We start from the raw sequence: 20,473 nt of genomic DNA on the forward strand, positions 1-20,473 counted from the left end.
CAGAGCCCGCTCCCACAGTGTGGGGGCGAACCCTGTGGGAGCGGGTCTCTGCCCGCGAGCGGGCCTCCACGGTGTATCAGTGCCTCCGCATCGCCGCCTTCGCGGGCAGAGCCCGCTCCCACAATTGGCGCGCTCCCACTGTTAATCTGCTTTCAGAAGGTAGGCCAGGTTTTACTTGGCCCGCGCCTTGAAGAAGGCTTCCATCATGCGTGCCGGCTCGCCGGAGTCGTACGCTTCCTTTTGCAGGCGTCGGCCGGCTTCGATGCAGTCCTTGAAGCCCGGCTCACTCATTTCGCGGAATCGCTGCTTGTCCAGGCGCATGGCGATAGGTGGCTTGGCGGCCAGTTCTTCGGCGATTTCGAGCGCCTTGCTCATCACCTGATCGGCCGGCACCAGATGGTGAATCAAGCCGATCTGCTTGCACTCGTCGGCATTCATCAAGCGGCCGGTCAGTGTCAGCTCGATGGTGCGCGACATGCCCAGCATGCTGTTCATGATCCAGGGACCTGTGGTGCTGGGAATGCCCGAGTTGATCTCTGGCTGGCCCATGCGCACGCCGGGGTGGCCGATGCGGATGTCGCCCAGTAGCGCGACCTGGAACGCCGAACCTGCGGCCGTGCCGTTGAGCGCGATGATCAAAGGCTTGGAGAGTCCGCGCAACGTGGCGTAGTAGCGCTCCCATTCACCCACCCATTCCACGGCCCGATCGCCGTCGAAATCATGGGCTTCGGAAAGGTCCTGGCCCGCGGAAAACGCCCGGTCGCCAGCGCCGGTCATGATCACGGCTTTGATGGCAGGGTCGGTGTTGTAGCCGTTCAGGGCTTCGCTGATTTCGTTACGCATCGGCGTGGTCCATGCATTGAGCACCGCCGGACGATTGAGGGTGATGACAGCGACGGGGCCTTTGATTTCTAGCACGATGTCTGACATATTTATCTCAATGCGATAGTTGATGTGGAATAACGATAGAATTATCCCGCCGGATGCGCAACAGGTTTGTGTGGATTATTGGCAAAGCGCGCACGACCGAAGAGACCACCGCACTCAGATCGACGCGCACACGGTGGCAGCGGTCAGTGCCGAGAAGAGGGCGGTGCGGTGTGTCAGGTGTTATGCGGTGCGAGTTTCGCGGCCGATGACCGCTCCCACGCAGGGGTATGGGAGCGGATCATGGAGAGGGAAGGATCAGGTCACAACGCGGTAGCAGGGCACATAGGCTGCGCCACCCGGCAGTTTCATGCGGTGCTGCTCGACGAACGCCTGCAGCAACTTGTCCAGCGGCTCCATCACTGCGGCATCGCCACGGATCTGGTACGGCCCGTGTTCTTCGATCAGGCGAATGCCCTTGTCCTTGACGTTGCCCGCCACGATGCCGGAAAACGCCCGGCGCAGGTTGGCCGCCAGCTGATGCGGGGGCAGGGCGCGGCTCAGTTCCAGATTGGCCATGTTAGCGTGGGTCGGGTCGAATGGACGCTGGAAGCTTTCCTCGATCTTTAGCAGCCAGTTGAAGTGGAACGCGTCGTTACGCTCGCGGCGGAACGATTTGACCTTCTTCAACGACTCGGTCATCTCCCGTGCCACGTCGGCCGGGTTGTCGATGATGATCTGGTAGTGATCCCGCGCCGCCTCGCCCAACGTCGCCACGACGAAATGATCCAGTTGCTGCAGATACGCCTCGGCGCTCCTGGGCCCGGTGAGGATTACCGGGAACGGCAGCCCCTGGTTGTCCGGGTGCATCAGGATACCCAGCAGGTACAGGAATTCCTCGGCCGTGCCCGCGCCGCCGGGGAAGATGATGATCCCGTGACCCACGCGCACGAACGCTTCCAGACGCTTCTCGATGTCCGGGAGAATGACCAGCTCGTTGACGATCGGGTTCGGCGCTTCCGCCGCGATGATGCCCGGCTCGGTCAGCCCCAGGTAGCGTCCGCCGCTCATGCGCTGCTTGGCATGGGCGATGGTGGCGCCTTTCATCGGGCCTTTCATCACGCCAGGGCCGCAGCCGGTGCAGATGTCCAATTTCCGCAGGCCCAGTTCGTGGCCGACTTTCTTGGTGTACTTGTATTCGTCCGAATTGATCGAGTGGCCGCCCCAGCACACCACCATCTTGGGCTCGAGACCGGCTCGCAGGGTGCGGGCGTTGCGCAATAGATGAAAGACGTAGTCGGTGATGCCCTGGGAGTCGCTCAGGTCGATGCGCTGGCTGTGCAGCTCGCTTTCGGTATAGACGATGTCGCGCAATGCGCTGAACAGCATTTCGCGAGTGCTGGCGATCATTTCACCGTCGACGAAGGCGTCGGCCGGAGCGTTCAGCAGTTCCAGGCGAACACCGCGGTCCTGCTGGTGGATGCGCACCTCGAAATCCTGATAGGCATCGAGGATGGTCTTGGCGTTGTCGACATGGGCGCCGGTGTTGAGGATGGCCAGGGCACACTGGCGAAAGAGGGTGTAGGTGCTGCCGGAACCGGCGGCGCTGAGTTGCTGGACTTCACGCTGGGAGAGGGTTTCAAGGCTGCCCTTGGGGCTGACCGAGGCATTGATCACATTTCTTGGGGCCATTCTATATTCCCTTAACGCACTGTAGCGCGGCCACACGGGCCGCCCCATCTGGATAATGAGCGACTTCACCGGCCCCAGGCTGTCTGTCTTTCGAGCCTGGGCGCCGGGTCTGCTTGTCCTGTTGATGAAAAACCGTTTCCTCCTGGGCATGGGGCTGATCGACACTGGTCTCATCTTACTCCGCGCCGCTGCGCGTCGGTCAACGTCCGTCGCCAGAAAAACTCCAATGCAGTGAATCGCTTGGCAGCGCACCGCGTTACCTGTGACACTTACGGGGACCGAGTCGTGAACCTTACCCCCACACGCCCGGTCGATAGCTGCGGCCCACCCTTTTACAGAGGCCGCTTTCGGGTCAATGCTGTGGATACCTGCCAGCGATTGTCTTGGCCCGTCTACTTCCTGGAGAACACCCCGTGATATTGATCAGACCCTCGGCCACGCTCAAAGCATGGGGCGCCCACGGCTTCACCGCCACCGGCGTGGTGCTGGCCTTTCTTGCCACACTGGCGCTTTTCGATGGCCAGCCGAAGATCTGCCTGCTATGGCTGGGCCTGGCGCTGGTGGTGGACGGCGTCGACGGCTCGCTGGCGCGCAAGCTCAACACCCAGTCGGTACTGCCGCACTTCGACGGCTCCACGTTGGATCTGGTGATCGACTACCTGACCTACGTGTTCATTCCGGCGCTGTTCATCTACCGCTACATCCCCTTGCCCGAATTCACCATGCTGATCACCGTCAGCATCATCCTGGTGTCGTCGCTGTTCTGTTTCTGCAACGTCAACATGAAGAGCAAAGACAACTACTTCGTTGGATTCCCGGCGGCGTGGAACGTGGTCGCGCTGTGCATGTACATCATTTCGCCGTCGCCGTGGGTGGCGCTGCTCAGCGTGATCGGTCTGGCCCTGCTGACCGTCACCAAGATGAAGTTCCTGCACCCGTTCCGGGTTCGTCGCTGCATGGCGATCAACATCGCCGTGACCTCGATATGGCTGCTGTGCACCTTCGTGCTGATCCTCAATCATCCGGCCAGCAACCCGGTGGCGATGGGGCTGTGGAGCTTGATGTCGGCTTATTTCCTGGGCATCTGCGTCTGGCGCACAGTGGTCGAATGGCTCGGCCGCCTGCGCGCCTGATGCCTGGATTCAAGCGCCGGGCAAGTTGAGCATCTCGATCCACAGGGCGCCTTTGCCTGAAGGCGCCTCCCCGGTACGGGTCAGCGCGCCTTGCGCACCCACTGCGTAACTTCCCACCTTGTCGGCTTTCTCGCCGGTCACCAGCAACCAACGTCCACTGGGTGAGAAGGCGATGTTGCGCGGTTGTTTTTCCTGCAACGGATAATTGCCCTGGAAGCTCAAGGTACCGCTGTTCGGATCAGCCTTGAATGCCGAGACGGAGCTGGTTGTGCGCTCGGTGATGTAGATCAACTGACCATCCGGCGACACGCGAATGTCCGCCGCCCAGATCCGCGGGGTAGGGTCGTCCTTGAGGTCGTTGTTGGCCGCATTGCGGATTTCGCCCTGTACCAGATTCAGAGATTTGGGCACGCCTTCGGCATGGGCCACTTTGGTCAGAGCGCCCGTCTGTGAGTCGATGGAAAAACTGTCGACCGTACCGCTCAGCTCACCCACTACGTAGAGGAACTTGCCTCCTGGCGCGAATGCGATGTGCCGCGGGCCGCTACCGGCTGTCACCGACACATGGGCAGGGCCGATGGGCTCCAGTGCGCCGCTCTTCTGGTCGAAGGAGAACTGCATCACCTTCTCATCCCCAAGCGAGGTGGCGTAGACGAAATGGTTGCTGGGGTCGCTGCGCACCGAGTGGGCATAAGGGCCGGTAGGGTAGACCTTGCTCTCCTTGGCCGGGCGATGCTCCGCATCGATGGCTTGTACGGTGAGCACGTTGCCCCCGTAAGAGGCGCCCATCAGGTAACGGCCGCTGCGATCGGTGCTCAGGTACGCCAGGCTGGCAGCGAGCGGTGCCTCGGCGGCGGCGGTTAGTTGGCCAGTGCCGGGGTCGATACGGTAAGCGATCACTCGAAAGGGCTCGACCCGCAGCGCGGCATACAGAGTCGTGTTATCGGGGCTGAGGGCCATGGGGTTGACCTTGTCGCCAGCAGGGGTCTGGTGCAGCAGAGTCAGGGAGCCGGTGGTTTCGTCCAGGCGGTATTGAGAGATCATGCCGTCGTCGGGGCTTGAGATATAGGCAAAGGTGTTGGCCTGAGCCATACCGCCCGCGCAACCAATGGCAGCCGCAAGAAGCAAATGTTTACGCATGAATGATCCTCGGTTTTGTTGTTGTGATCAGTCATCCTATGAGTGCACTGCACCGAAGTAAAGAATTCCACCTTCCCCTGTAGCAGCGGCGCAAGCCGCGTCGGCCGCCTCCGCAACAGGTCACTGTGAACGCGGTGTGGCCTACGCGGCTTGCGCCGCTGCTACAGGGGTGATGATTACAGGCTGGAACGCAGGGGAATTTCTTCGCGCATGATGTGGTTGCCTTCCTCGGGGTTGCCAATCATCTCGTCATGGGCGTTGCCCTGCACAAGGAACAACTTGATGTCGGCGACACCGGCCAGCACCTTGCGTGCTTCCTCGACCGAGGCGACGTGAATGGTCGCGCCATTGTCACTGGCCACCGGCTGCGACACACCCTCCAGGATAGCGTGCAGCACGTAGGAGCCACCCTCCATGGAGACCAGGTTCACTTCGTGGATTTCGCCATTGTTGACGTGGCTACTCAATTTATCGATGTTCATGCGCGACCTCGAAATGGCGGGATGGACCGGAGTGGCCATCGCTCTTGCCCCATGCAAGGTTTGAGGCCGGCCACGCTGAGGGAGTTCCATCGCGCGGCACCTCGCGCGCGCCGCGTCAGATCTTCCAGCGGCTCGCGGTCTTGGCCAATCGTTGCTGCAGCCCGTCGAGGTTATTGACCAATTGCAGCGTCAGCAGGCGATACCCTATCAGCTCACCGGGTACCACGTTGGGCGCGTCCGCATCAGCGCTGGCGTAGTTGCGCTCCAGCCGTTCGGTGGCACCATCGCGCAAGGCGCGGGCCATGCCCACCAGTTGCCGACGAATGTGCCGGTGCTCACCGCTCAGGCACTGCTGCAATTGCGCCATGGCGTTGCGGTCGGTCCCGCTGGGGCGCAGGTTGGCGAGGATTTCAAGAGTGCTCAGGCACATGCGGAGATGACCCTGGATCGCGTCCAGCTCGGTCATGGAGATCTTCACTTCCTTGGACACCGACGGCAGCAGCGAGCGCAGCTGGACCATGTTCGCGTTGAGCTTGGCCATCAGCTTGAGGTGTTCATCGGCTGACACCGGCTGGCCACTGACGATCCGACTATGAATGGTCGCGCAGCCGCGCAACCCGGTGGCCAGGTTGTAGCGCCAGGAATACACGGCGTAAAGCGGCAGGGCGAACGAAAACGCCAGGGCCAGGGCGATGCCGATGAGGATGTCGACGGTGCGCCACAGGCCGTCGGTGATCGGATTGTCGCCATGACCGGCGACGATGAACAACGTGATGGCCGACAACAGCGCCGTGTAGCCACCCTTGCCGATCGCATGGTAGGCGAAGAAGCCGCAGGCCACCGACATCAGCAGGTAAGTGACGATGGGCAGTTCAAAGTAGTTCTGCTGGGCTACCACGGCCAGCCCGAGCGCGGCGCCGATGAGGGTGCCGTAGGCACGTTCCACCGATTTCTTGCCGATATTGCCATGGTGCTGGAGCCCGCCGATGACGATCAGCAGGGTGACCGATGCCCACTCGCCGTGGGGCAGGTTGAAGCCACTGGTCAGCAGAATGGACACCAGCAAGGCGGCGACAATGCGTGCGGCGTGGATCAGGCGCGCGTGCCGGTAACGACGGTAGGGATCGAGCAACGGCCGCAGCACGCGGCGCAACCAGAAGGGTAGAGCAATGGATTTGAATGCATTCATCCGTTAAATGACCATGGGTACCTGGAATAAGTCCGCCACACAGCTGTCGACTCTGGGCTGGAAGGTAAATTGTGTCATGGCTGCGGCCATATATCTTGTTCAAGGAACGCTTTTGTCGATGCTCGACTTCTCTCGTCTGAAGAATTTTCTGGGCCAGGCCCGACGTGCCTTGCAACTGGTTTGGGCAACTTCACCCGGCCTGCTGCTGGGACTGGTACTGGCCACGCTGGCCGCAGGGATCCTGCCAGCATTGGCAGCCTGGCTGGGCCAGCGCATCGTCGATGCAGTGGTGGCTGCCATGCAGCTGCATCAGCAGACCGGCGCTGCGCCACTGTGGCCGGTGCTGCGCTATGTCTTGCTGGAAGCCGGTGTGCTGGCACTGCTGGCCGCAGCGCAGCGCGGCCTCTCGGTGCAACAGGCGCTGCTGCGTGTCCAGCTGGGACAGAAGGTCAATACACTGATTCTGGAGAAAGCCCAGACGCTTTCGTTGATGCAGTTCGAGGACTCGGAGTTCTACGACAAGCTGGTGCGCGTGCGCCGGGAAGCGTCCACGCGACCGCTGGCGCTGGTGAGCAAGTCGCTGGGGTTGGTGCAGAACCTGATTTCCCTGGTCAGCTTCGGTGTGTTGCTGGTGCATTTCTCGCCTTGGGCATTGGTGATCCTGGTGATTGGCGCATTGCCGGTGTTCTTTGCCGAAGCGCATTTTTCCGGCGATGCCTTCCGCCTGTTCAGCCGCCGCGCACCGGAAACCCGTCGACAGAATTACATCGAAACACTGCTTTCCCACGAGGGCTACATCAAGGAGGTGAAGCTGTTCGGTTTCGCGCCGCTCTTGCTGCAGCGCTATCGCGACACCTTTACCAAGCTGTATGCCGAGGATCGCCGCCTGACCTTGCGTCGGGACGGCTGGGGTTTCGTGCTGGGTCTATTGGGCACGACGGCGTTCTACCTGGCGTATGGCTGGATCGTCATCGACACAGTGAACGGACACATCACCCTGGGGCAGATGACCATGTACCTGGTGTTGTTCAAGCAGGGGCAGAGCGCGGTCAGCAGCAGCCTTACGGCGATCGGCGGCCTGTACGAAGACGGCTTGTACCTGGCGGACCTGTACGACTATCTGGCCTACCCGGTGCAGGCCACTCAGGGCGATCTCACTCAGGGCGTGAAGCCAGGCGACGGCCTGCGCTGTGAAGGGCTGGGCTTCCGCTATCCAGGCGCCAACCGCGCCACCTTGCAGGGTATCGACCTGCACCTGATGCCGGGCAAGAGCCTGGCGCTGGTGGGCGAGAACGGTTCAGGCAAGACCACCTTGATCAAGCTGCTGACGCGTTTGTACCGGCCGGACGAGGGACGCATCCTGCTCGATGGCAGCGATCTGCAGGACTGGCAGGAAGAGGCGCTGCGTCAGCGTATCGGGGTGATCTTCCAGGATTTCATCCGCTATCAGTTCAGCGTCGGGGAAAACCTCGGGGTGGGTGACACCCGTGCGTTCGATGACACCCAGCGCTGGCGCGAGGCGGCGGTGCAGGGCACGGCCGAGCCGTTTATCGAGCGTCTGGAGCACGGCTATGCCACTCAGTTGGGGCGCTGGTTTGCAGGTGGGCAGGAGCTGTCCGGTGGGCAATGGCAGAAGCTGGCGCTGTCCCGGGCGTACATGCGGCGCGATGCCGACATTCTGATTCTCGATGAGCCCACCGCAGCACTGGACGCCAGTGCCGAAGCGGCGGTGTTCGAGCATTTTCGCGAGTACGCCAAGGGCCGCATGACCCTGTTGATTTCGCACCGCTTCTCGAGTGTGCGCAATGCCGACCATATTGTGGTCCTGGAACAGGGCCGGGTGCTGGAGCGCGGCAACCATGAACAACTGATGGCCCAGGCGGGGCGTTACGCCGAACTGTTCGACCTGCAGGCGCGGGGTTATCGCTGAGAGGTCTAGCAGATGCACCGCCACCCCCGACAGAGCGGATCTGTGATGCGTTTGCAAGTGCCGCCGTCTACGGCTTGATCCCTTGATGCGAGTAGCCCGATGCAAGCGCTTTTGGTTGAAATACTGGATGCCGTCCGCCCTCTGATCGGACAAGGCAAGGTGGCCGATTACATTCCGGCGTTGGCCGATGTGCCCGCCGCGCAACTGGGCATTGCCGTGTACGGCAACGATGGTGAAGTGTTCAGCGCCGGCGATGCCCACACGCCGTTTTCCATTCAGAGTATTTCCAAGGTGTTCAGCCTGGTCCAGGCGATCGGCCACTCGGGTGAAGACATCTGGCAGCGACTGGGTCACGAGCCGTCCGGGCAGCCGTTCAATTCCCTGGTGCAGCTGGAGTTCGAACGNNGCAACCCGTTCATCAACGCCGGTGCGCTGGTGATCTGCGACATCAACCAGTCGCGCTTCGCCGCTCCTGCGCTGTCGATGCGCGACCTGGCGCGGCGGTTGTCGGGCAACCCTCAGGTGATCGTCGATGGCCGGGTGGCGGAATCGGAATACCAGCACCGGGCGCGCAATGCGGCCATGGCTTACCTGATGAAGTCGTTCGACAACTTCCACAACGACGTCGAAGCGGTGCTGCGCAGCTATTTCAGCCACTGCGCGTTGCGTATGGACTGCGTCGATCTGGCCCGCGCCTTCTGCTTCCTGGCCAACGACGGCTACTGCAAACACAGTGGCGAGCAGGTACTGACCCGGCGCCAGACCCAGCAGGTCAACTCGATCATGGCCACCAGCGGGCTGTACGACGAGGCGGGCAACTTCGCCTACCGNNGGCGGCGGCATCGTCGCGGTGGTGCCAGGGCAGTTCACGGTGTGCGTCTGGTCCCCGGAACTCAACCCTGCAGGCAACTCGCTGGCCGGCATGGCTGCACTGGAGCTACTCAGCGAGCGGATCGGCTGGTCGGTTTTTTAGGTAGAGGCCTGATCGACCGAGGTGCTTTTTCGCGGCCACGGACCGCGAAGGGCATGGCAGGGTAGGCCTGACCGTCCGCGATTAAACAAAATGTGACAGGTTGCAGTGCCCAAGCGCCGCTGTGGACCTTAAACTGCGGCCCTCTTCAGAGGGCGATATGGCATGAACGATTTCCCGACCCGCCGCCGAGTACTCGCCGGTATGGGCATTCTCGGTCTCGGTGCACTGGCCGGATGTGGCGACAGCAATACGCTGTCGTTCAAGTACGGCAAGGACCTGAGCAACGAGATCCTTGGCCGCACCTTCCGGCTCAAGGACCCGCAGGGCAACGAAAAGACCCTGTCCAGTTTTCGCGGCATGATGCCCATGGTGTTCTTCGGTTTCACCCAGTGCCCGGCCGTCTGCCCGACCACCTTGGCGCGTGCGGTCCAGGCCAAGAAACTCATGGGCCGCGACGGTGACCGCCTGCAGGTGATCTTCATCACCCTGGACCCCGAACGCGACACGCCGGAAGTCCTCGACGCCTACGTCAAACTCTTCGACCCCACCTTCGTGGCCCTGCGCGGTACGCTTGAACAAACCGCCGAGGTGGCGAAGGAGTTCAAGGTGTTCTACGAAAAGGTCCCGGTAGGGGATACCTACACCATCTCCCATACCTCGACCAGTTACGTCTACGACTCCCGAGGCGTGCTGCGCCTGGGTCTGTCCCATTCCCTCACCGCACAAGAGTGCGCCGAGGACCTGCTCACCGTAATGGAAGTCTGCTGATGAAACCCGTTGCCACATTGAAAGCCCTGCGCCAATCCACCTTCCTGGCAGTCGCCCTGAGCCTCTCCGGCTATGCCATGGCCCAAACCACCGTGGAAGATGCCTGGGCGCGTGCCACGGTTCCAGGCCAGCCGGCTACCGGCGCATTCATGACGCTGACGGCGGATTCGGACAGCATCTTGCTCAGCGTGCAGTCACCGGCTGCCAAGGACACGCAGATCCACCAGTCGACCATGAAAGGCGACGTGATGAGCATGTTGCCGGTGGATGAAGTCAGTCTGCCCGCAGGCGAACCGGTCATGTTCGATGCCAACGGCTATCACGTGATGTTGATGGGCTTGGTCAAGCAGGTGAAAGAGGGTGATGCGGTGCCGCTGACCCTGAAGATCAAGAATGCACAGGGAGAGGAAGAAACGCTGGAAGTGAATGCCGTGGCCAGGGCGCTGAATGCACCTGACCACGCTCACGCACACTGAATGACCGGCAACAGGGCGCTGCCGGCATCACAGTTGTACCGTCGCAATCACTTGCCGACGGTCTGACCCAGGAACCAGGCACGCTCTTCGGCCTGGTCGATCCACTCTTCCAGCAGGCTGGTGGTGGACAGGTCGTTGGCTTCGTCGGTGACGCCGTGGGTAGTGCGCATGTAGGCAGCCAGGGACTGGTTGTCGTCATGCAGCTCGGTCAGCATGTCTTCCGGCGACAGGTCGGCAACTTCGCTGCTGGCCAGACGCTTGAGTTGCACCATCTGTTCCATCGAGCGAACGGTCGGCTCGCCAATCTTGCGAGCGCGCTCGGCAATCAGGTCAGTGATGGCGTAGATCTGAGTGGCTTGCTCTTCCAGCAGCAGATGATAGTCGCGGAAATGCGAGCCTTTCATGTGCCAGTGGTAGTTCTTGGTTTTGAAGTACAGCGCAAAGACGTCAGACAGCAGCACTGCCAGTTCCTGACCAACTTCGGCTTGGTTCTGCAAGCGGGCGCCTTCGCCTTTCTCGGCCTTGGCCTTGACGGACGATACGGTCTTGAGTTCCTGTTTCACATTGGCAACGGCCATTTGAAATCTCCTGGTACAGGTTTTCGGGATAGGGTTTGTAACCACTAATTGAATCGACCGCGCTGTGAACCGGAATGCTCAGAGATTTTTTCAATCACGCCGATGAAGGGTCGCTATCAGGGTGGGAATCAAGCTGCACAGTGCCTGAATTCGGGAAGCTCAAGGTCAAGGTCGTCACGCCGTTGCCACTGGACGCACTCACCTTGCCGTTCACCAACGTCATGATCGACTGCACGATTGCCAGCCCCAGGCCACCGGAGTCGCCAGGCTCCGTGCGTGCCGGGTCGATGCGGAAGAAGCGATCGAACAACCTCGGCAGATGCTCGGGCGCAATGGTGTCACCTTCGTTGCGTACGCACAGGCGCACGAACGCCGCGTCATCGTGTCGGCTCAACCGCACAGTCGTACCGGGGCGGGCGTGGCGCACCGCGTTGGCGAGCAGATTGCCCAAGGCCCGTTGCAACAATTGCAGGTCGGTGTTCAACGTCCCATGCAACGAATGCTCAAGACATGCACCGCGCTCGTCGGCCAGCAGCTGGAAGTAGTCGCACAGCTCTTCGCCCAGATGAGCAAGGTCGATGGCCTGCAGGTGCACCGGGCGCTGCCCGTGGTCGGCACGGGCCAGGAACAGCAGGTTTTCCACCATACGGTTCAGACGCTCGTACTCCTCGATGTTGGAACCCAGCAATTCACGGTATTCATCCGCACTACGAGGCTGGTTGAGGGCCTGGCCCGTGCTGGCCAGCAGCGTGTGCAGCGGGGTACGAATTTCGTGGGCCAGATCGGCCGAGAATTGTGAGAGACGTTCGAAACCCTGTTCGAGCCGCGCCAGCATGCCATTGAGCGCCTGGATGGGCGCCTGCAATTCCAGGGGCCCGGCGGTATCGGCCAGCCGTCGATGCAGATTGCGCAGGTCGATGAGGGCCAGCGCGTCGGCCATATCGCGCAGGGGCGTCAGGGCCCGCCGTACCAGCAGCAGACCGATGATCCAGGCCAGCAATGCGCCCGCCGCAACGGCCAGGTACAGACGCAGCCGATAGCTGGCCAGGATCGCTTCGCGCTCGTGCAGGCGTTTGCCGACCATCACCGTCAGCGCTTCGCCCGCCGGACCGACCGCGTCACCGGCCAGCAACAAGGCGTTACGGTCCTGACGGATGTCGGTCCGGCTCGGCTGCTGACTCACACCGATGCGTGGCGGATCGCCCAATGTCTCGTCATGGGGGTTGATCTCGAACACCAGACTGCCATCGGCGCGGCGCACGCGCAGCACGCTCTCCTGATTGCCAAGCATGTTCTGGTACAACTGAGGGCGCTGCTGCAGGGCGCCCAGGCTGTCGCTGTCGTGGAGCAGGGTGCGGACCTGCTCGAGCCGACCCAGCAGGGCGAGGTCGTCGCGGTAGGCAATCTCGGCCGCCAGCGAGCGATACAGAAACACCGCGACCGCACTCATCGCCAGCGTGCAGACCACCGCCACGGCCAGCGCCAGCCGCCAGGCCAGAGAATGGCGGCGTTCACTCATCCTGGTGCTCCAGCCGATAGCCGACGCCGCGCACGGTATGGATCAGCTTGGGGATGAACGGGTCGTCGACCTTGGCCCGCAGGCGTCGTATCGCTACCTCGACCATGTTGGTATCGCTGTCGAAATTCAGGTTCCACACCTGGGACGCGATCAATGTGCGCGAGAGCGCCTCGCCGGGCCGGCTGATCAGCATGTGCAGCAAGGCGAACTCCTTGTTGGTCAGGCTGATGCGCTGTCCACCGCGGCTGACTCGACGGCGCAGCACGTCCACTTCCAGATCGGCCACCTGGTAGTGCTCGACCTCGCGCACCGCGCCCCGACGCAGCAGCGTACGCACCCGCGCCAACAGCTCGGCGAAGGCGAACGGTTTCACCAGGTAGTCGTCGGCGCCCAGCTCCAGCCCGCGCACGCGGTCTTCGATGGCGTCCTTGGCGGTCAGGAACAGCACCGGTGTCGCGCCTCGCTGGCGGATCAGCTTGAGCAGTTGCCAGCCGTTCAGGCCGGGCAGCATGACATCGAGAATCACCAGGTCATACGCCTGTTGTTCGATCAGATAGCGTCCATCCAGCCCGTTGAGCGCCACGTCTACCGAAAAGCCGGATTCACCCAGCCCCTTGGCGAGAAAATTCGCCGTCTTCGCTTCATCTTCAACCAGCAACACACGCATCGTTCAGCTCCTGTATCCGCGCATAGGCTAGGCCTCCGCCGCCCGATTGCCTATTACAAAGTTGTAATCCCTGCGACGGGGTTCTGTCGGGACGGGCTTGTTAACGTGGTTGCCACTGATCACGGAGAAGCCCGATGAAAGCCCTTTGCATGACATTCACCCTGAGCTGCCTGCTGGCCACGCAGGCCCATGCTGCGCTGGCCCAGCATCCGGACCTGGACCTGGCGACCGCCCAGCGACTGGCCAACGGCAGTGGCTGCGTGGCCGCGGTGGCGGTCCTGGACCGTGGCGGCAATGTCATCGTCCAGCAACGCGGCGACGCGGTGGGCCCGCACAACACCGAAGCGGCGCGGTTGAAAGCCTACACCGCACTTTCGACCAAGACCCCGACCCGGGCCTTTGCCGAACGCGCCCGCAACAACCCCGAAGCCGCCAACCTGACTTCCCTGGGGCAGTTGCTGCTGCTCGGCGGCGGCGTGCCGGTCTACGAGGGCACGCAGTTGGTTGGCGCCATTGGCATTGCCGGCGCCGGCGGCGCCGAGCAGGACGAAGCCTGTGCAATCAAGGCCACCGAATCCGTCGGTCTGGCCATTCACCCTTGAAGGAGCGCTGCACCATGTTGAAAAAGACTCTACTGGCCATCAGCCTGGCCTCGCTGTCCGGCCTGGCGATGGCTGCCAATCCCCTGAGCGTCCACGTACTGAATCTGGAAACCGGCGTGCCATCGGCCGGTATCGAAGTGACCCTGGAGCAGCATCAGGGCAACCAGTGGCAAGCACTGGGCAAGGGCGTTACCAACGAGCAAGGGCGCATCGCCGAGCTGTTCCCAGAGCAGCGCCCGTTCGCTGCGGGCGAATACCGCGTGGTGTTCAAGACTGGCGACTACTACCGCAAGGTTGGCCATGACACGTTCTTCCCGGAAATTCCGGTGATCTTCGAGGTCAAGAACACCGAGCAGCACTACCACATCCCGTTGCTGCTCAGCCCCTACGGCTTCAGCACCTATCGCGGTTCCTAGTCGTACGGGCAGTGATGCGAGTGCCCGGCTGCGGTCGGGTGCCTGCAAGGATGGCCGCCATGCTTTCGCCATACCCGGAAAACTATTGCCCCCTGCCTGCGGTCTGTTGCACCAGAGCAGCGCCGCAGGGCAGGGCGCCGGGGAATTGCGCAGGATCATGACGGGTGTCCATCGATGAAGCAGCTTGATCTGCAAGTCATACAACAGGCCCAGGCCTGGCTTGGCCAGGGCCGGGGCGTATGGCTGTGCACGGTATTGTCGACCTTCGGTTCGGCGCCACGCGGGCCGGGGGCGATGCTGGTCGCTCTGGATAATGGCGAACATTGCGGCTCGTTGTCGGGTGGCTGTGTGGAAGACGATTTTCTGGAGCGCGTCGCCGCCGGATTTTTCACACCGGTCAATCAGGTGGTGCGCTACGGCGACGGCGGCCTGGCGCCGACCATGGCGCTGCCCTGCGGCGGCGTTCTGGATGTGCTGGTGGAATACCTCTCGCCCGGCGACGCGACGCGGGAGCACCTGCAGCAGGTGGAACACGCCTTCGCCGGCGGCCAGCTGGTGGCTCGCCAGGTCGTACCCGGAAGCGATCAACGCAGCATTAGCCCCGGGAGCATGGGCGATACGCGTGTGCTGGTGAACGACGAAGAAATCCGCATCCGCATCGGCGCCGTACAGCGCCTGATCCTGGCCGGCCTGTCGCCGGTGGCCGAGTTCTGTGCCGGGTTCGCCTTGAGCCTGGGCTACGAAGTGATCCTCTGCGAACCACGCCCCGAAGTCCTGGCCCGTCTCGATCTGCCGGGGGTGCAGGTCCATGAGGTCTTGCCTGCAGTGTTCATCGCCGAAGGCGGCTGCCATTCGGCGACAGCCGTGGTGGCGTTGACCCACGACCCTCGACTCGACGACCTGACCCTGCTCGAAGCGGTGCGCACGCCAGCCTTCTACATCGGTGCCATGGGCTCGATGCGCACCAGTGAAAAGCGTTTCGAGCGGCTTCAGCGCATCGGCGGTCTGGACGCCGATGCACAGCAGCGTATCCATGCACCCATCGGTCTGAACCTGGGCAGCAAGACACCCGCCGAGATCGCCCTTGCGGTCATGGCGGATATCCTGCGTGCCGCCAACGGCATCGACCGGCAGCGCCTATGAGCGTGCGGCGGGCGGCTGAAAGCCTTTGAGCCGCAGCGCATTGACCACCACGAAAACCGACGACAATGCCATGGCCCCCGCCGCGAATTGCGGCGACAGGGTCAGCTCGTTGATCGGGTAGAGCAGCCCCGCAGCCACGGGGATCAGGGCAGCGTTGTAGACGAAGGCCCAGAACAGGTTCTGACGAATGTTGTTCAGGGTCGCCGTCGACAGCGCGATGGCGCTGGCCACCGAGCCCAGATTATCCGACATCAGCACCACATCCGCTGCCTCGATGGCGATGTCCGTGCCACTGCCCACGGCCATGCCCACATCGGCCTGGGCCAGCGCCGGCGCATCGTTGATGCCGTCGCCTACATAGACCGTCAGGCCATACTCGCGCTGCAAGGCCTGAACGGCGTCCACCTTGCCCTTGGGCAGCACCTCGGCCACCACATGATCGATGCCCAACTGGGCGGCGATGGCCTGTGCGGTGCGGCGGTCATCCCCTGAGATCATCGCCACTTTCAGGCCCAGGGCATGCAGCGTCTGAATCGCAGCCTGGGTAGAGGGCTTGAGGGTGTCTGCTACGGCGATGACCGCAGCCAGTTGGCCATTCACTGCGGCATACAATGGAGTCTTGCCGTGTTCGGCCAGCGCGTGCGCGGCGCTGGCGAACGGCGCGGTATCCACACCCAGTTGCGCCATGTAGCGCTCGGCACCGATTGCCACGTTTTGCTCATCCACCGTGGCGCTGACGCCGTAGCCGGTGTGCGCCTGGAAGTCCTGCGCTTGAGGCCAGGTCAGCTGTTCCTCCTGTGCCGCCGCCACGATGGCCAGGGCCAGCGGATGCTCGGAAAGTACCTCGACCGCTGCCAGCAGGGGCAGCAGCCCTTCGCGGGTGAAGCCAGGTGCAAGCTGCAGGTCGGTCAGGCGCGGCTGGCCTTCGGTGAGCGTGCCGGTCTTGTCCAGTGCGACCACACGTGCCTCTTTGAGCCGCTGCAGCGCCTCGCCCTTGCGAAACAGAATGCCCAGCTCGGCGCCACGACCGGTGCCGACCATGATCGAGGTGGGCGTCGCCAGGCCCATCGCACAGGGGCAGGCGATGATCAGCACTGCCAAGGCGTGCACCAGCGCCATGCCCAGCGCGGGCTGAGGGCCCAGCCAGTACCAACCGACGAAAGTGGCCAGCGCCAGAGCCATGACCACCGGCACGAACCACAGCGTCACCCGGTCAACCAGCGCCTGGATCGGCAACTTGCTGCCCTGAGCCTGTTCGACCATGGCGACGATACGGGCGAGCAGGCTGGCGCTGCCCAACGCGGTCGCCTGTATCTGCAGCGTGCCGTTCTGGTTCAGCGTGCCACCGACGACGTTGTCGTTGCGCAGCTTGCGGACCGGCATGGGTTCGCCCGTCAGCATCGATTCGTCGACGAAGCTGTCGCCTGCTACGACGGTGCCGTCCACCGCGATCCGCTCGCCGGGGCGTACCTGCACCACGTCACCCTGCACCAATTGCGCCAGCGGGATTTCCATCAGCCCGCTTTGGCGTTGCACCCAGGCGGTCTGTGGCTGAAGGTTCAACAGGCGCTTGATCGCCTGGGAAGTACGGCCACGGGCGCGGGCTTCCAAGGTGCGACCCAGCAGGATCAGGCAAATGATCACGCACACCGCTTCGTAATAGACCGTTGCCGTGCCAGGGGGCAGCACGTGGGCGGCGAAGGTCGATACCAGGGAAAAGCCGTAGGCGGCGAGGGTGCCCACCGCGACCAGCGAGTTCATGTCCGGCGCACCGCGCAGCAACGCCTGGACGCCTTTGACGTAGAAGCGTTTGGCACAGAGGAGCAGCACCAAGGTGGTCAGGGCGAACTGCAGCAGCCAGTTACTCTGCTGAGCGAGGTGCTGGTCGAGCCAGGCGTGAAAACCGGGTATCACGTGCGTGCCCATTTCCAGGATCACCACGGGCAGCGACAGTGCCACCGACCCGCGCAGGTCCCGCCGTAGGCGGGTGGCGTCGTCCAGGTGTTCCTGGCTGGCTCGATCAAGCTCCTCGCGGGTATGTTCGATCAGTCTGGCGCTGTAGCCAGCCTTGTCGATGGCGGCGATGAGTGCCTGCACGTCCAGCGCGCTATCGCCTTCCACCCGGCCGCGCTCGGTGGCGAGATTGACCGCCACCGCCGTTACCCCGGGCACCTTGCTCAGTGTCCGCTCGACCCGACCCACGCAGGACGCACAGGTCATCCCCTGAATGCCCAGCTCGATCGCCCCTTCATTCGCCGCCATGCTCACATCCTCCTTCCATTCCAAGCCTCGACTTTGACCCTTCCCATCATGGGAAGGTCAAGCCCGACAACACTCTGCGTAGGAGCGGTCCGTGGCCGCGAAAAGGGCACCGCGGTGTACCAGCCACACCGCATCGCGCCTTTCGCGGCCGATGACCGCTCCTGCGGGAGTCGCGCCGGCGCGGTGAAACTGGCAGCATGGACGTACAAGAACTGGAGAACGGCCATGAAGATCGTTATCGCACCTGACTCATTCAAGGACAGCCTCAGCGCCGCCGATGTGGCTTCGGCCATTGCCCGCGGAATGCGCCAGGCGCTCCCCGATGCGCAACTCGTCGAACGGCCCATGGCCGATGGCGGCGAAGGCACCATGCAGGCCATCATGGCCGCCTGTCAGGGCGAGCTGCGTAGCCTCACCGTGGAAGGCCCCCTGGGCCAGCCCACCGAAGCGCATTGGGGCTGGCTGGCGACCGAACGTACCGCAATCATCGAGATGGCCGAAGCCAGCGGATTGCAGTTGCTCGAACGGCAGCAGCGCGATGCCTGCACCAGCAGCACCTACGGCACCGGGCAGCTGATTGCTGCCGCGCTGGAAGCCGGCGCGCGGCGCGTCATTCTCGCCATTGGCGGCAGCGCCACCAATGACGCGGGTACCGGCATGCTCTGCGCGCTGGGCCTGCGCCTGACCGACGCCCAAGGCGCTGACTTGCCCCGTGGTGGGCTGGCATTGGCGAACCTGAGCGCGCTCGATATCAGCGGTCTCGATCCGCGCCTGGCCGAGGTGCAGTTCGAAGTCGCGGCCGATGTCGACAACCCCTTGTGCGGCCCGCATGGCGCCTCGCATATCTTCGGTCCGCAGAAAGGCGCCACGCCCGAACAGGTCTTGGCCCTGGATAAAGCCCTGAACCACTTTGCCGATCACTGCGCACCGCTACTGGGCCACGATCACCGCAACCTGCCGGGGTGCGGAGCGGCCGGCGGCATGGGTTTCGCGGCCAAGGCGTTTCTCGATGCCTCGTTCCGCCCAGGCGTGGAAGTCGTGGCGCAATTGGTGGGCCTCGCCCAGGCTGTGGAAGGTGCCAATCTGGTGATCACGGGGGAAGGGCGCTTCGATGCGCAGACCCTGCGCGGAAAAACACCCTTCGGTGTCGCGCGCATCGCACGCGACGCAGGCGTCCCTGTGGTGGTGTTGGCCGGCACGCTGGGCGAGGGTTATCAAGAGCTTTACAACCACGGGATCGACGCCGCCTTTTCCCTGGCATCCGGGCCGATGACCCTGGAGCAGGCCTGCAGCGATGCAGGTGAGCTGCTCAGCGCTCGCGCCCGGGATATCGCCTTGCTCTGGCAACTGCGCCGCTAGCAGCAAATCCGCCGCCGACGGTCAATCCCGCTCGCGCATGAAGAAACCGGCCACGTACTTGCGGAAGGTGTCCAGGCTCTTGAAGTCGGCCAAGCGCTTGAAGGTCTCGGAGCTGGGCTCCGGACCCAGCGGCTCCTTCATCAGCGAGACCGAGAGCACCCGGTCCAGGTCCGAACTGAGCACCAGCTCATCCATCACCATGGCGCCGATCACCGGTCGGCGCATCACCACCTTGACGCCCTTGCCAGCCATCCAGTCGATCAGCGACACCAGCATCTTCAATGGCTCCCGCTCCTCGTCGCGGAACACCGGGAACAGATGCCCGCGGGTCAGCACCGGCACCGTGGCCACATGGACCATCTCGTAGAACTGACTGCCAGCGGTGGCCGGCGAGTACAGCGCCAGTGCCAGCAACGGCCCGTTGCTGCGCGCCCCGCCCCACAGAAGATGATGACCCTGAAAGTCGAACCCGGCGCTGCTGCGGTCGGTGATCACCTTGCGGCCCACCACATCTGCCACGCAATCGAGCAACAGCCCGTAGCGACGCTGGCCGATGAACGCGGTGGAATCCTTCAGGCGCGACTTGAGCATCATCATGTGCTTCATGTCGATACGGGTTTCCAGATAGTTGCTCGCCGGCACCCGATCGATCAGCGGGTAACGCGTGGCCACGGCGCGCAGATCGGAGAACTGGCGGCTCAGGTCCTTCTTCAAGTGCGTGGCATACACGTTGAGCCCGGAGGCTTCGATGAAGGTCAGCAGCAACGACAGCAACCGATGCTGTTCCCGACGCTGGCTCGCTGCCAGCGCGTTCGCCGGAGCGCCCGGTGTAGCAGGTGCGCGAAAGTCACCTATCAGCTTGAGCGGCACGTCAGGAGGGAGCCAGGCGGCAGGCAGTGGCGCGTCGTCCCCACGCACCGACGGGTTTTCGCGCTCGTCATGGATGAACGGGCAGCCTGGTGCGTGCTCGGCCGTACCAGGGTTGTTCTTCAGGAACAGGGTGCCTGTACTGCTATTGAGCGTCACGTTCATCACCGGCAGCGTGCCGGGCCGGCAATCGCACGCCAGCCACTGGCCCTGGGTACGAACTTTCATCAGCCACTGGTTGGCCTGCAGCAGCTTCGGACCTTCGCTGCGGCCTTCGGCGAACTCGGTCACCAACTGCTGCTCCGCAGGGGTGAGGGTGCGCACTTGGGCGCCGGTCTTTTCGATGATTCTCATGACGCTGCAAACGCCCCTTCGACGAACGGGTTCAGGCCGGGTTGGCTTGCATGGGA

Annotated in this window: 18 protein-coding genes and 1 pseudogene; 9 read left to right on the top strand and 10 right to left on the bottom strand. The window is 63.0% G+C overall.

What is annotated here, in order from left to right:
• Window positions 1-171 precede the first annotated feature (171 nt).
• Entirely contained in the window at window positions 172-930 is a 759-nt protein-coding gene (locus B2V21_RS14940) for an enoyl-CoA hydratase/isomerase family protein (RefSeq protein WP_286917260.1), read from the bottom strand.
• A gap of 255 nt (window positions 931-1,185) precedes the next feature.
• Entirely contained in the window at window positions 1,186-2,559 is a 1,374-nt protein-coding gene (gene ppnN / locus B2V21_RS14945; protein ID WP_286917261.1) for a nucleotide 5'-monophosphate nucleosidase PpnN, read from the bottom strand.
• Between the two features lie 413 nt (window positions 2,560-2,972).
• On the opposite strand from ppnN, the gene pcsA reads away from it, so the two are divergent.
• A complete protein-coding gene (gene pcsA, locus B2V21_RS14950) occupies window positions 2,973-3,692 on the top strand; it encodes a phosphatidylcholine synthase (protein ID WP_286917262.1) in 720 nt (239 codons plus the stop codon).
• Between the two features lie 9 nt (window positions 3,693-3,701).
• On the opposite strand, the gene B2V21_RS14955 is transcribed toward pcsA, so the two are convergent.
• From B2V21_RS14955 to B2V21_RS14965, 3 genes are all read right to left on the bottom strand, one after another.
• Window positions 3,702-4,832: a lactonase family protein gene (locus B2V21_RS14955; RefSeq protein WP_286917263.1), complete on the bottom strand. Its 1,131-nt coding sequence runs from the start codon at window positions 4,830-4,832 to the stop codon at window positions 3,702-3,704.
• A 176-nt stretch (window positions 4,833-5,008) separates the two neighbouring features.
• Window positions 5,009-5,314, bottom strand: a complete 306-nt coding sequence (locus B2V21_RS14960) for a DUF6482 family protein (RefSeq protein WP_049859509.1) — start codon at window positions 5,312-5,314, stop codon at window positions 5,009-5,011.
• Between the two features lie 115 nt (window positions 5,315-5,429).
• Window positions 5,430-6,503, bottom strand: coding sequence for an FUSC family protein (locus tag B2V21_RS14965; RefSeq protein WP_286917264.1), 1,074 nt, complete (start codon window positions 6,501-6,503; stop codon window positions 5,430-5,432).
• Between the two features lie 118 nt (window positions 6,504-6,621).
• On the opposite strand from B2V21_RS14965, the gene B2V21_RS14970 reads away from it, so the two are divergent.
• From B2V21_RS14970 to B2V21_RS14985, 4 genes and pseudogenes are all read left to right on the top strand, one after another.
• Window positions 6,622-8,433, top strand: coding sequence for an ABC transporter ATP-binding protein (locus B2V21_RS14970; protein WP_286917265.1), 1,812 nt, complete (start codon window positions 6,622-6,624; stop codon window positions 8,431-8,433).
• Window positions 8,434-8,532: 99 nt separating this feature from the next.
• Window positions 8,533-9,406, top strand: a pseudogene (gene glsB, locus B2V21_RS14975) (glutaminase B).
• Between the two features lie 162 nt (window positions 9,407-9,568).
• On the top strand, window positions 9,569-10,174 hold the full coding sequence (locus B2V21_RS14980) for an SCO family protein (RefSeq protein ID WP_049859513.1): 606 nt from the start codon (window positions 9,569-9,571) through the stop codon (window positions 10,172-10,174).
• A complete protein-coding gene (locus B2V21_RS14985) occupies window positions 10,174-10,650 on the top strand; it encodes a copper chaperone PCu(A)C (protein WP_286917266.1) in 477 nt (158 codons plus the stop codon). The genes B2V21_RS14980 and B2V21_RS14985 overlap by 1 nt, the downstream gene beginning before the upstream one ends.
• 47 nt (window positions 10,651-10,697) lie before the next feature.
• On the opposite strand, the gene B2V21_RS14990 is transcribed toward B2V21_RS14985, so the two are convergent.
• The 3 genes from B2V21_RS14990 to B2V21_RS15000 form a co-directional block, all read right to left on the bottom strand.
• Complete coding sequence (locus tag B2V21_RS14990; RefSeq protein WP_122742326.1) at window positions 10,698-11,228, bottom strand: Dps family protein; 531 nt, start codon at window positions 11,226-11,228, stop codon at window positions 10,698-10,700.
• 94 nt (window positions 11,229-11,322) lie between these two features.
• A complete protein-coding gene (locus B2V21_RS14995) occupies window positions 11,323-12,747 on the bottom strand; it encodes a heavy metal sensor histidine kinase (protein ID WP_286917267.1) in 1,425 nt (474 codons plus the stop codon).
• A complete protein-coding gene (locus tag B2V21_RS15000) occupies window positions 12,740-13,414 on the bottom strand; it encodes a heavy metal response regulator transcription factor (RefSeq protein ID WP_056842773.1) in 675 nt (224 codons plus the stop codon). The genes B2V21_RS14995 and B2V21_RS15000 overlap by 8 nt, the downstream gene beginning before the upstream one ends.
• Window positions 13,415-13,548: 134 nt before the next feature.
• Here B2V21_RS15000 and B2V21_RS15005 point away from each other — a divergent pair, with 134 nt between their 5' ends.
• The 3 genes from B2V21_RS15005 (at window position 13,549) to B2V21_RS15015 (ending at window position 15,575) form a co-directional block, all read left to right on the top strand.
• Window positions 13,549-14,016 carry a GlcG/HbpS family heme-binding protein gene (locus B2V21_RS15005; RefSeq protein WP_376787057.1) on the top strand — a complete coding sequence of 156 codons (468 nt, stop codon included), beginning with the start codon at window positions 13,549-13,551 and terminating at the stop codon, window positions 14,014-14,016.
• Window positions 14,017-14,030: 14 nt separating this feature from the next.
• A complete protein-coding gene (gene uraH, locus B2V21_RS15010; RefSeq protein ID WP_049859518.1) occupies window positions 14,031-14,432 on the top strand; it encodes a hydroxyisourate hydrolase in 402 nt (133 codons plus the stop codon).
• A 174-nt stretch (window positions 14,433-14,606) separates the two neighbouring features.
• Entirely contained in the window at window positions 14,607-15,575 is a 969-nt protein-coding gene (locus B2V21_RS15015) for an XdhC family protein (RefSeq protein ID WP_286917268.1), read from the top strand.
• On the opposite strand, the gene B2V21_RS15020 is transcribed toward B2V21_RS15015, so the two are convergent.
• On the bottom strand, window positions 15,570-17,837 hold the full coding sequence (locus B2V21_RS15020) for a heavy metal translocating P-type ATPase (RefSeq protein WP_286917269.1): 2,268 nt from the start codon (window positions 17,835-17,837) through the stop codon (window positions 15,570-15,572). The genes B2V21_RS15015 and B2V21_RS15020 overlap by 6 nt on opposite strands.
• 225 nt (window positions 17,838-18,062) lie before the next feature.
• Here B2V21_RS15020 and B2V21_RS15025 point away from each other — a divergent pair, with 225 nt between their 5' ends.
• Window positions 18,063-19,196 (top strand): glycerate kinase, encoded by a 1,134-nt coding sequence (locus B2V21_RS15025; protein WP_286917270.1) that lies wholly within the window; start codon window positions 18,063-18,065, stop codon window positions 19,194-19,196.
• A 21-nt stretch (window positions 19,197-19,217) separates the two neighbouring features.
• Here B2V21_RS15025 and B2V21_RS15030 read toward each other — a convergent pair whose 3' ends face one another.
• The gene (locus tag B2V21_RS15030) at window positions 19,218-20,417 is read right to left on the bottom strand and encodes a hypothetical protein (RefSeq protein ID WP_286917271.1); all 1,200 of its coding nucleotides are present in this window, start codon (window positions 20,415-20,417) and stop codon (window positions 19,218-19,220) included.
• Window positions 20,418-20,473: the final 56 nt, after the last annotated feature.

Source organism: Pseudomonas sp. UBA6276 (assembly GCF_002438365.1).
Lineage (GTDB): Bacteria > Pseudomonadota > Gammaproteobacteria > Pseudomonadales > Pseudomonadaceae > Aquipseudomonas > Aquipseudomonas coleopterorum.

Bases quoted from the DNA above. Each gene is read 5' to 3' on its own strand.
- B2V21_RS14940 (WP_286917260.1), bottom strand. From the start codon at position 930: ATGTCAGACATCGTGCTAGAAATCAAAGGCCCCGTCGCTGTCATCACC.
- ppnN (WP_286917261.1), bottom strand. From the start codon at position 2,559: ATGGCCCCAAGAAATGTGATCAATGCCTCGGTCAGCCCCAAGGGCAGC.
- B2V21_RS14955 (WP_286917263.1), bottom strand. From the start codon at position 4,832: ATGCGTAAACATTTGCTTCTTGCGGCTGCCATTGGTTGCGCGGGCGGT.
- B2V21_RS14960 (WP_049859509.1), bottom strand. From the start codon at position 5,314: ATGAACATCGATAAATTGAGTAGCCACGTCAACAATGGCGAAATCCAC.
- B2V21_RS14965 (WP_286917264.1), bottom strand. From the start codon at position 6,503: ATGAATGCATTCAAATCCATTGCTCTACCCTTCTGGTTGCGCCGCGTG.
- B2V21_RS14970 (WP_286917265.1), top strand. From the start codon at position 6,622: ATGCTCGACTTCTCTCGTCTGAAGAATTTTCTGGGCCAGGCCCGACGT.
- B2V21_RS14980 (WP_049859513.1), top strand. From the start codon at position 9,569: ATGAACGATTTCCCGACCCGCCGCCGAGTACTCGCCGGTATGGGCATT.
- B2V21_RS14985 (WP_286917266.1), top strand. From the start codon at position 10,174: ATGAAACCCGTTGCCACATTGAAAGCCCTGCGCCAATCCACCTTCCTG.
- B2V21_RS14990 (WP_122742326.1), bottom strand. From the start codon at position 11,228: ATGGCCGTTGCCAATGTGAAACAGGAACTCAAGACCGTATCGTCCGTC.
- B2V21_RS14995 (WP_286917267.1), bottom strand. From the start codon at position 12,747: ATGAGTGAACGCCGCCATTCTCTGGCCTGGCGGCTGGCGCTGGCCGTG.
- B2V21_RS15000 (WP_056842773.1), bottom strand. From the start codon at position 13,414: ATGCGTGTGTTGCTGGTTGAAGATGAAGCGAAGACGGCGAATTTTCTC.
- B2V21_RS15005 (WP_376787057.1), top strand. From the start codon at position 13,549: ATGAAAGCCCTTTGCATGACATTCACCCTGAGCTGCCTGCTGGCCACG.
- uraH (WP_049859518.1), top strand. From the start codon at position 14,031: ATGTTGAAAAAGACTCTACTGGCCATCAGCCTGGCCTCGCTGTCCGGC.
- B2V21_RS15015 (WP_286917268.1), top strand. From the start codon at position 14,607: ATGAAGCAGCTTGATCTGCAAGTCATACAACAGGCCCAGGCCTGGCTT.
- B2V21_RS15020 (WP_286917269.1), bottom strand. From the start codon at position 17,837: ATGGCGGCGAATGAAGGGGCGATCGAGCTGGGCATTCAGGGGATGACC.
- B2V21_RS15025 (WP_286917270.1), top strand. From the start codon at position 18,063: ATGAAGATCGTTATCGCACCTGACTCATTCAAGGACAGCCTCAGCGCC.
- B2V21_RS15030 (WP_286917271.1), bottom strand. From the start codon at position 20,417: ATGAGAATCATCGAAAAGACCGGCGCCCAAGTGCGCACCCTCACCCCT.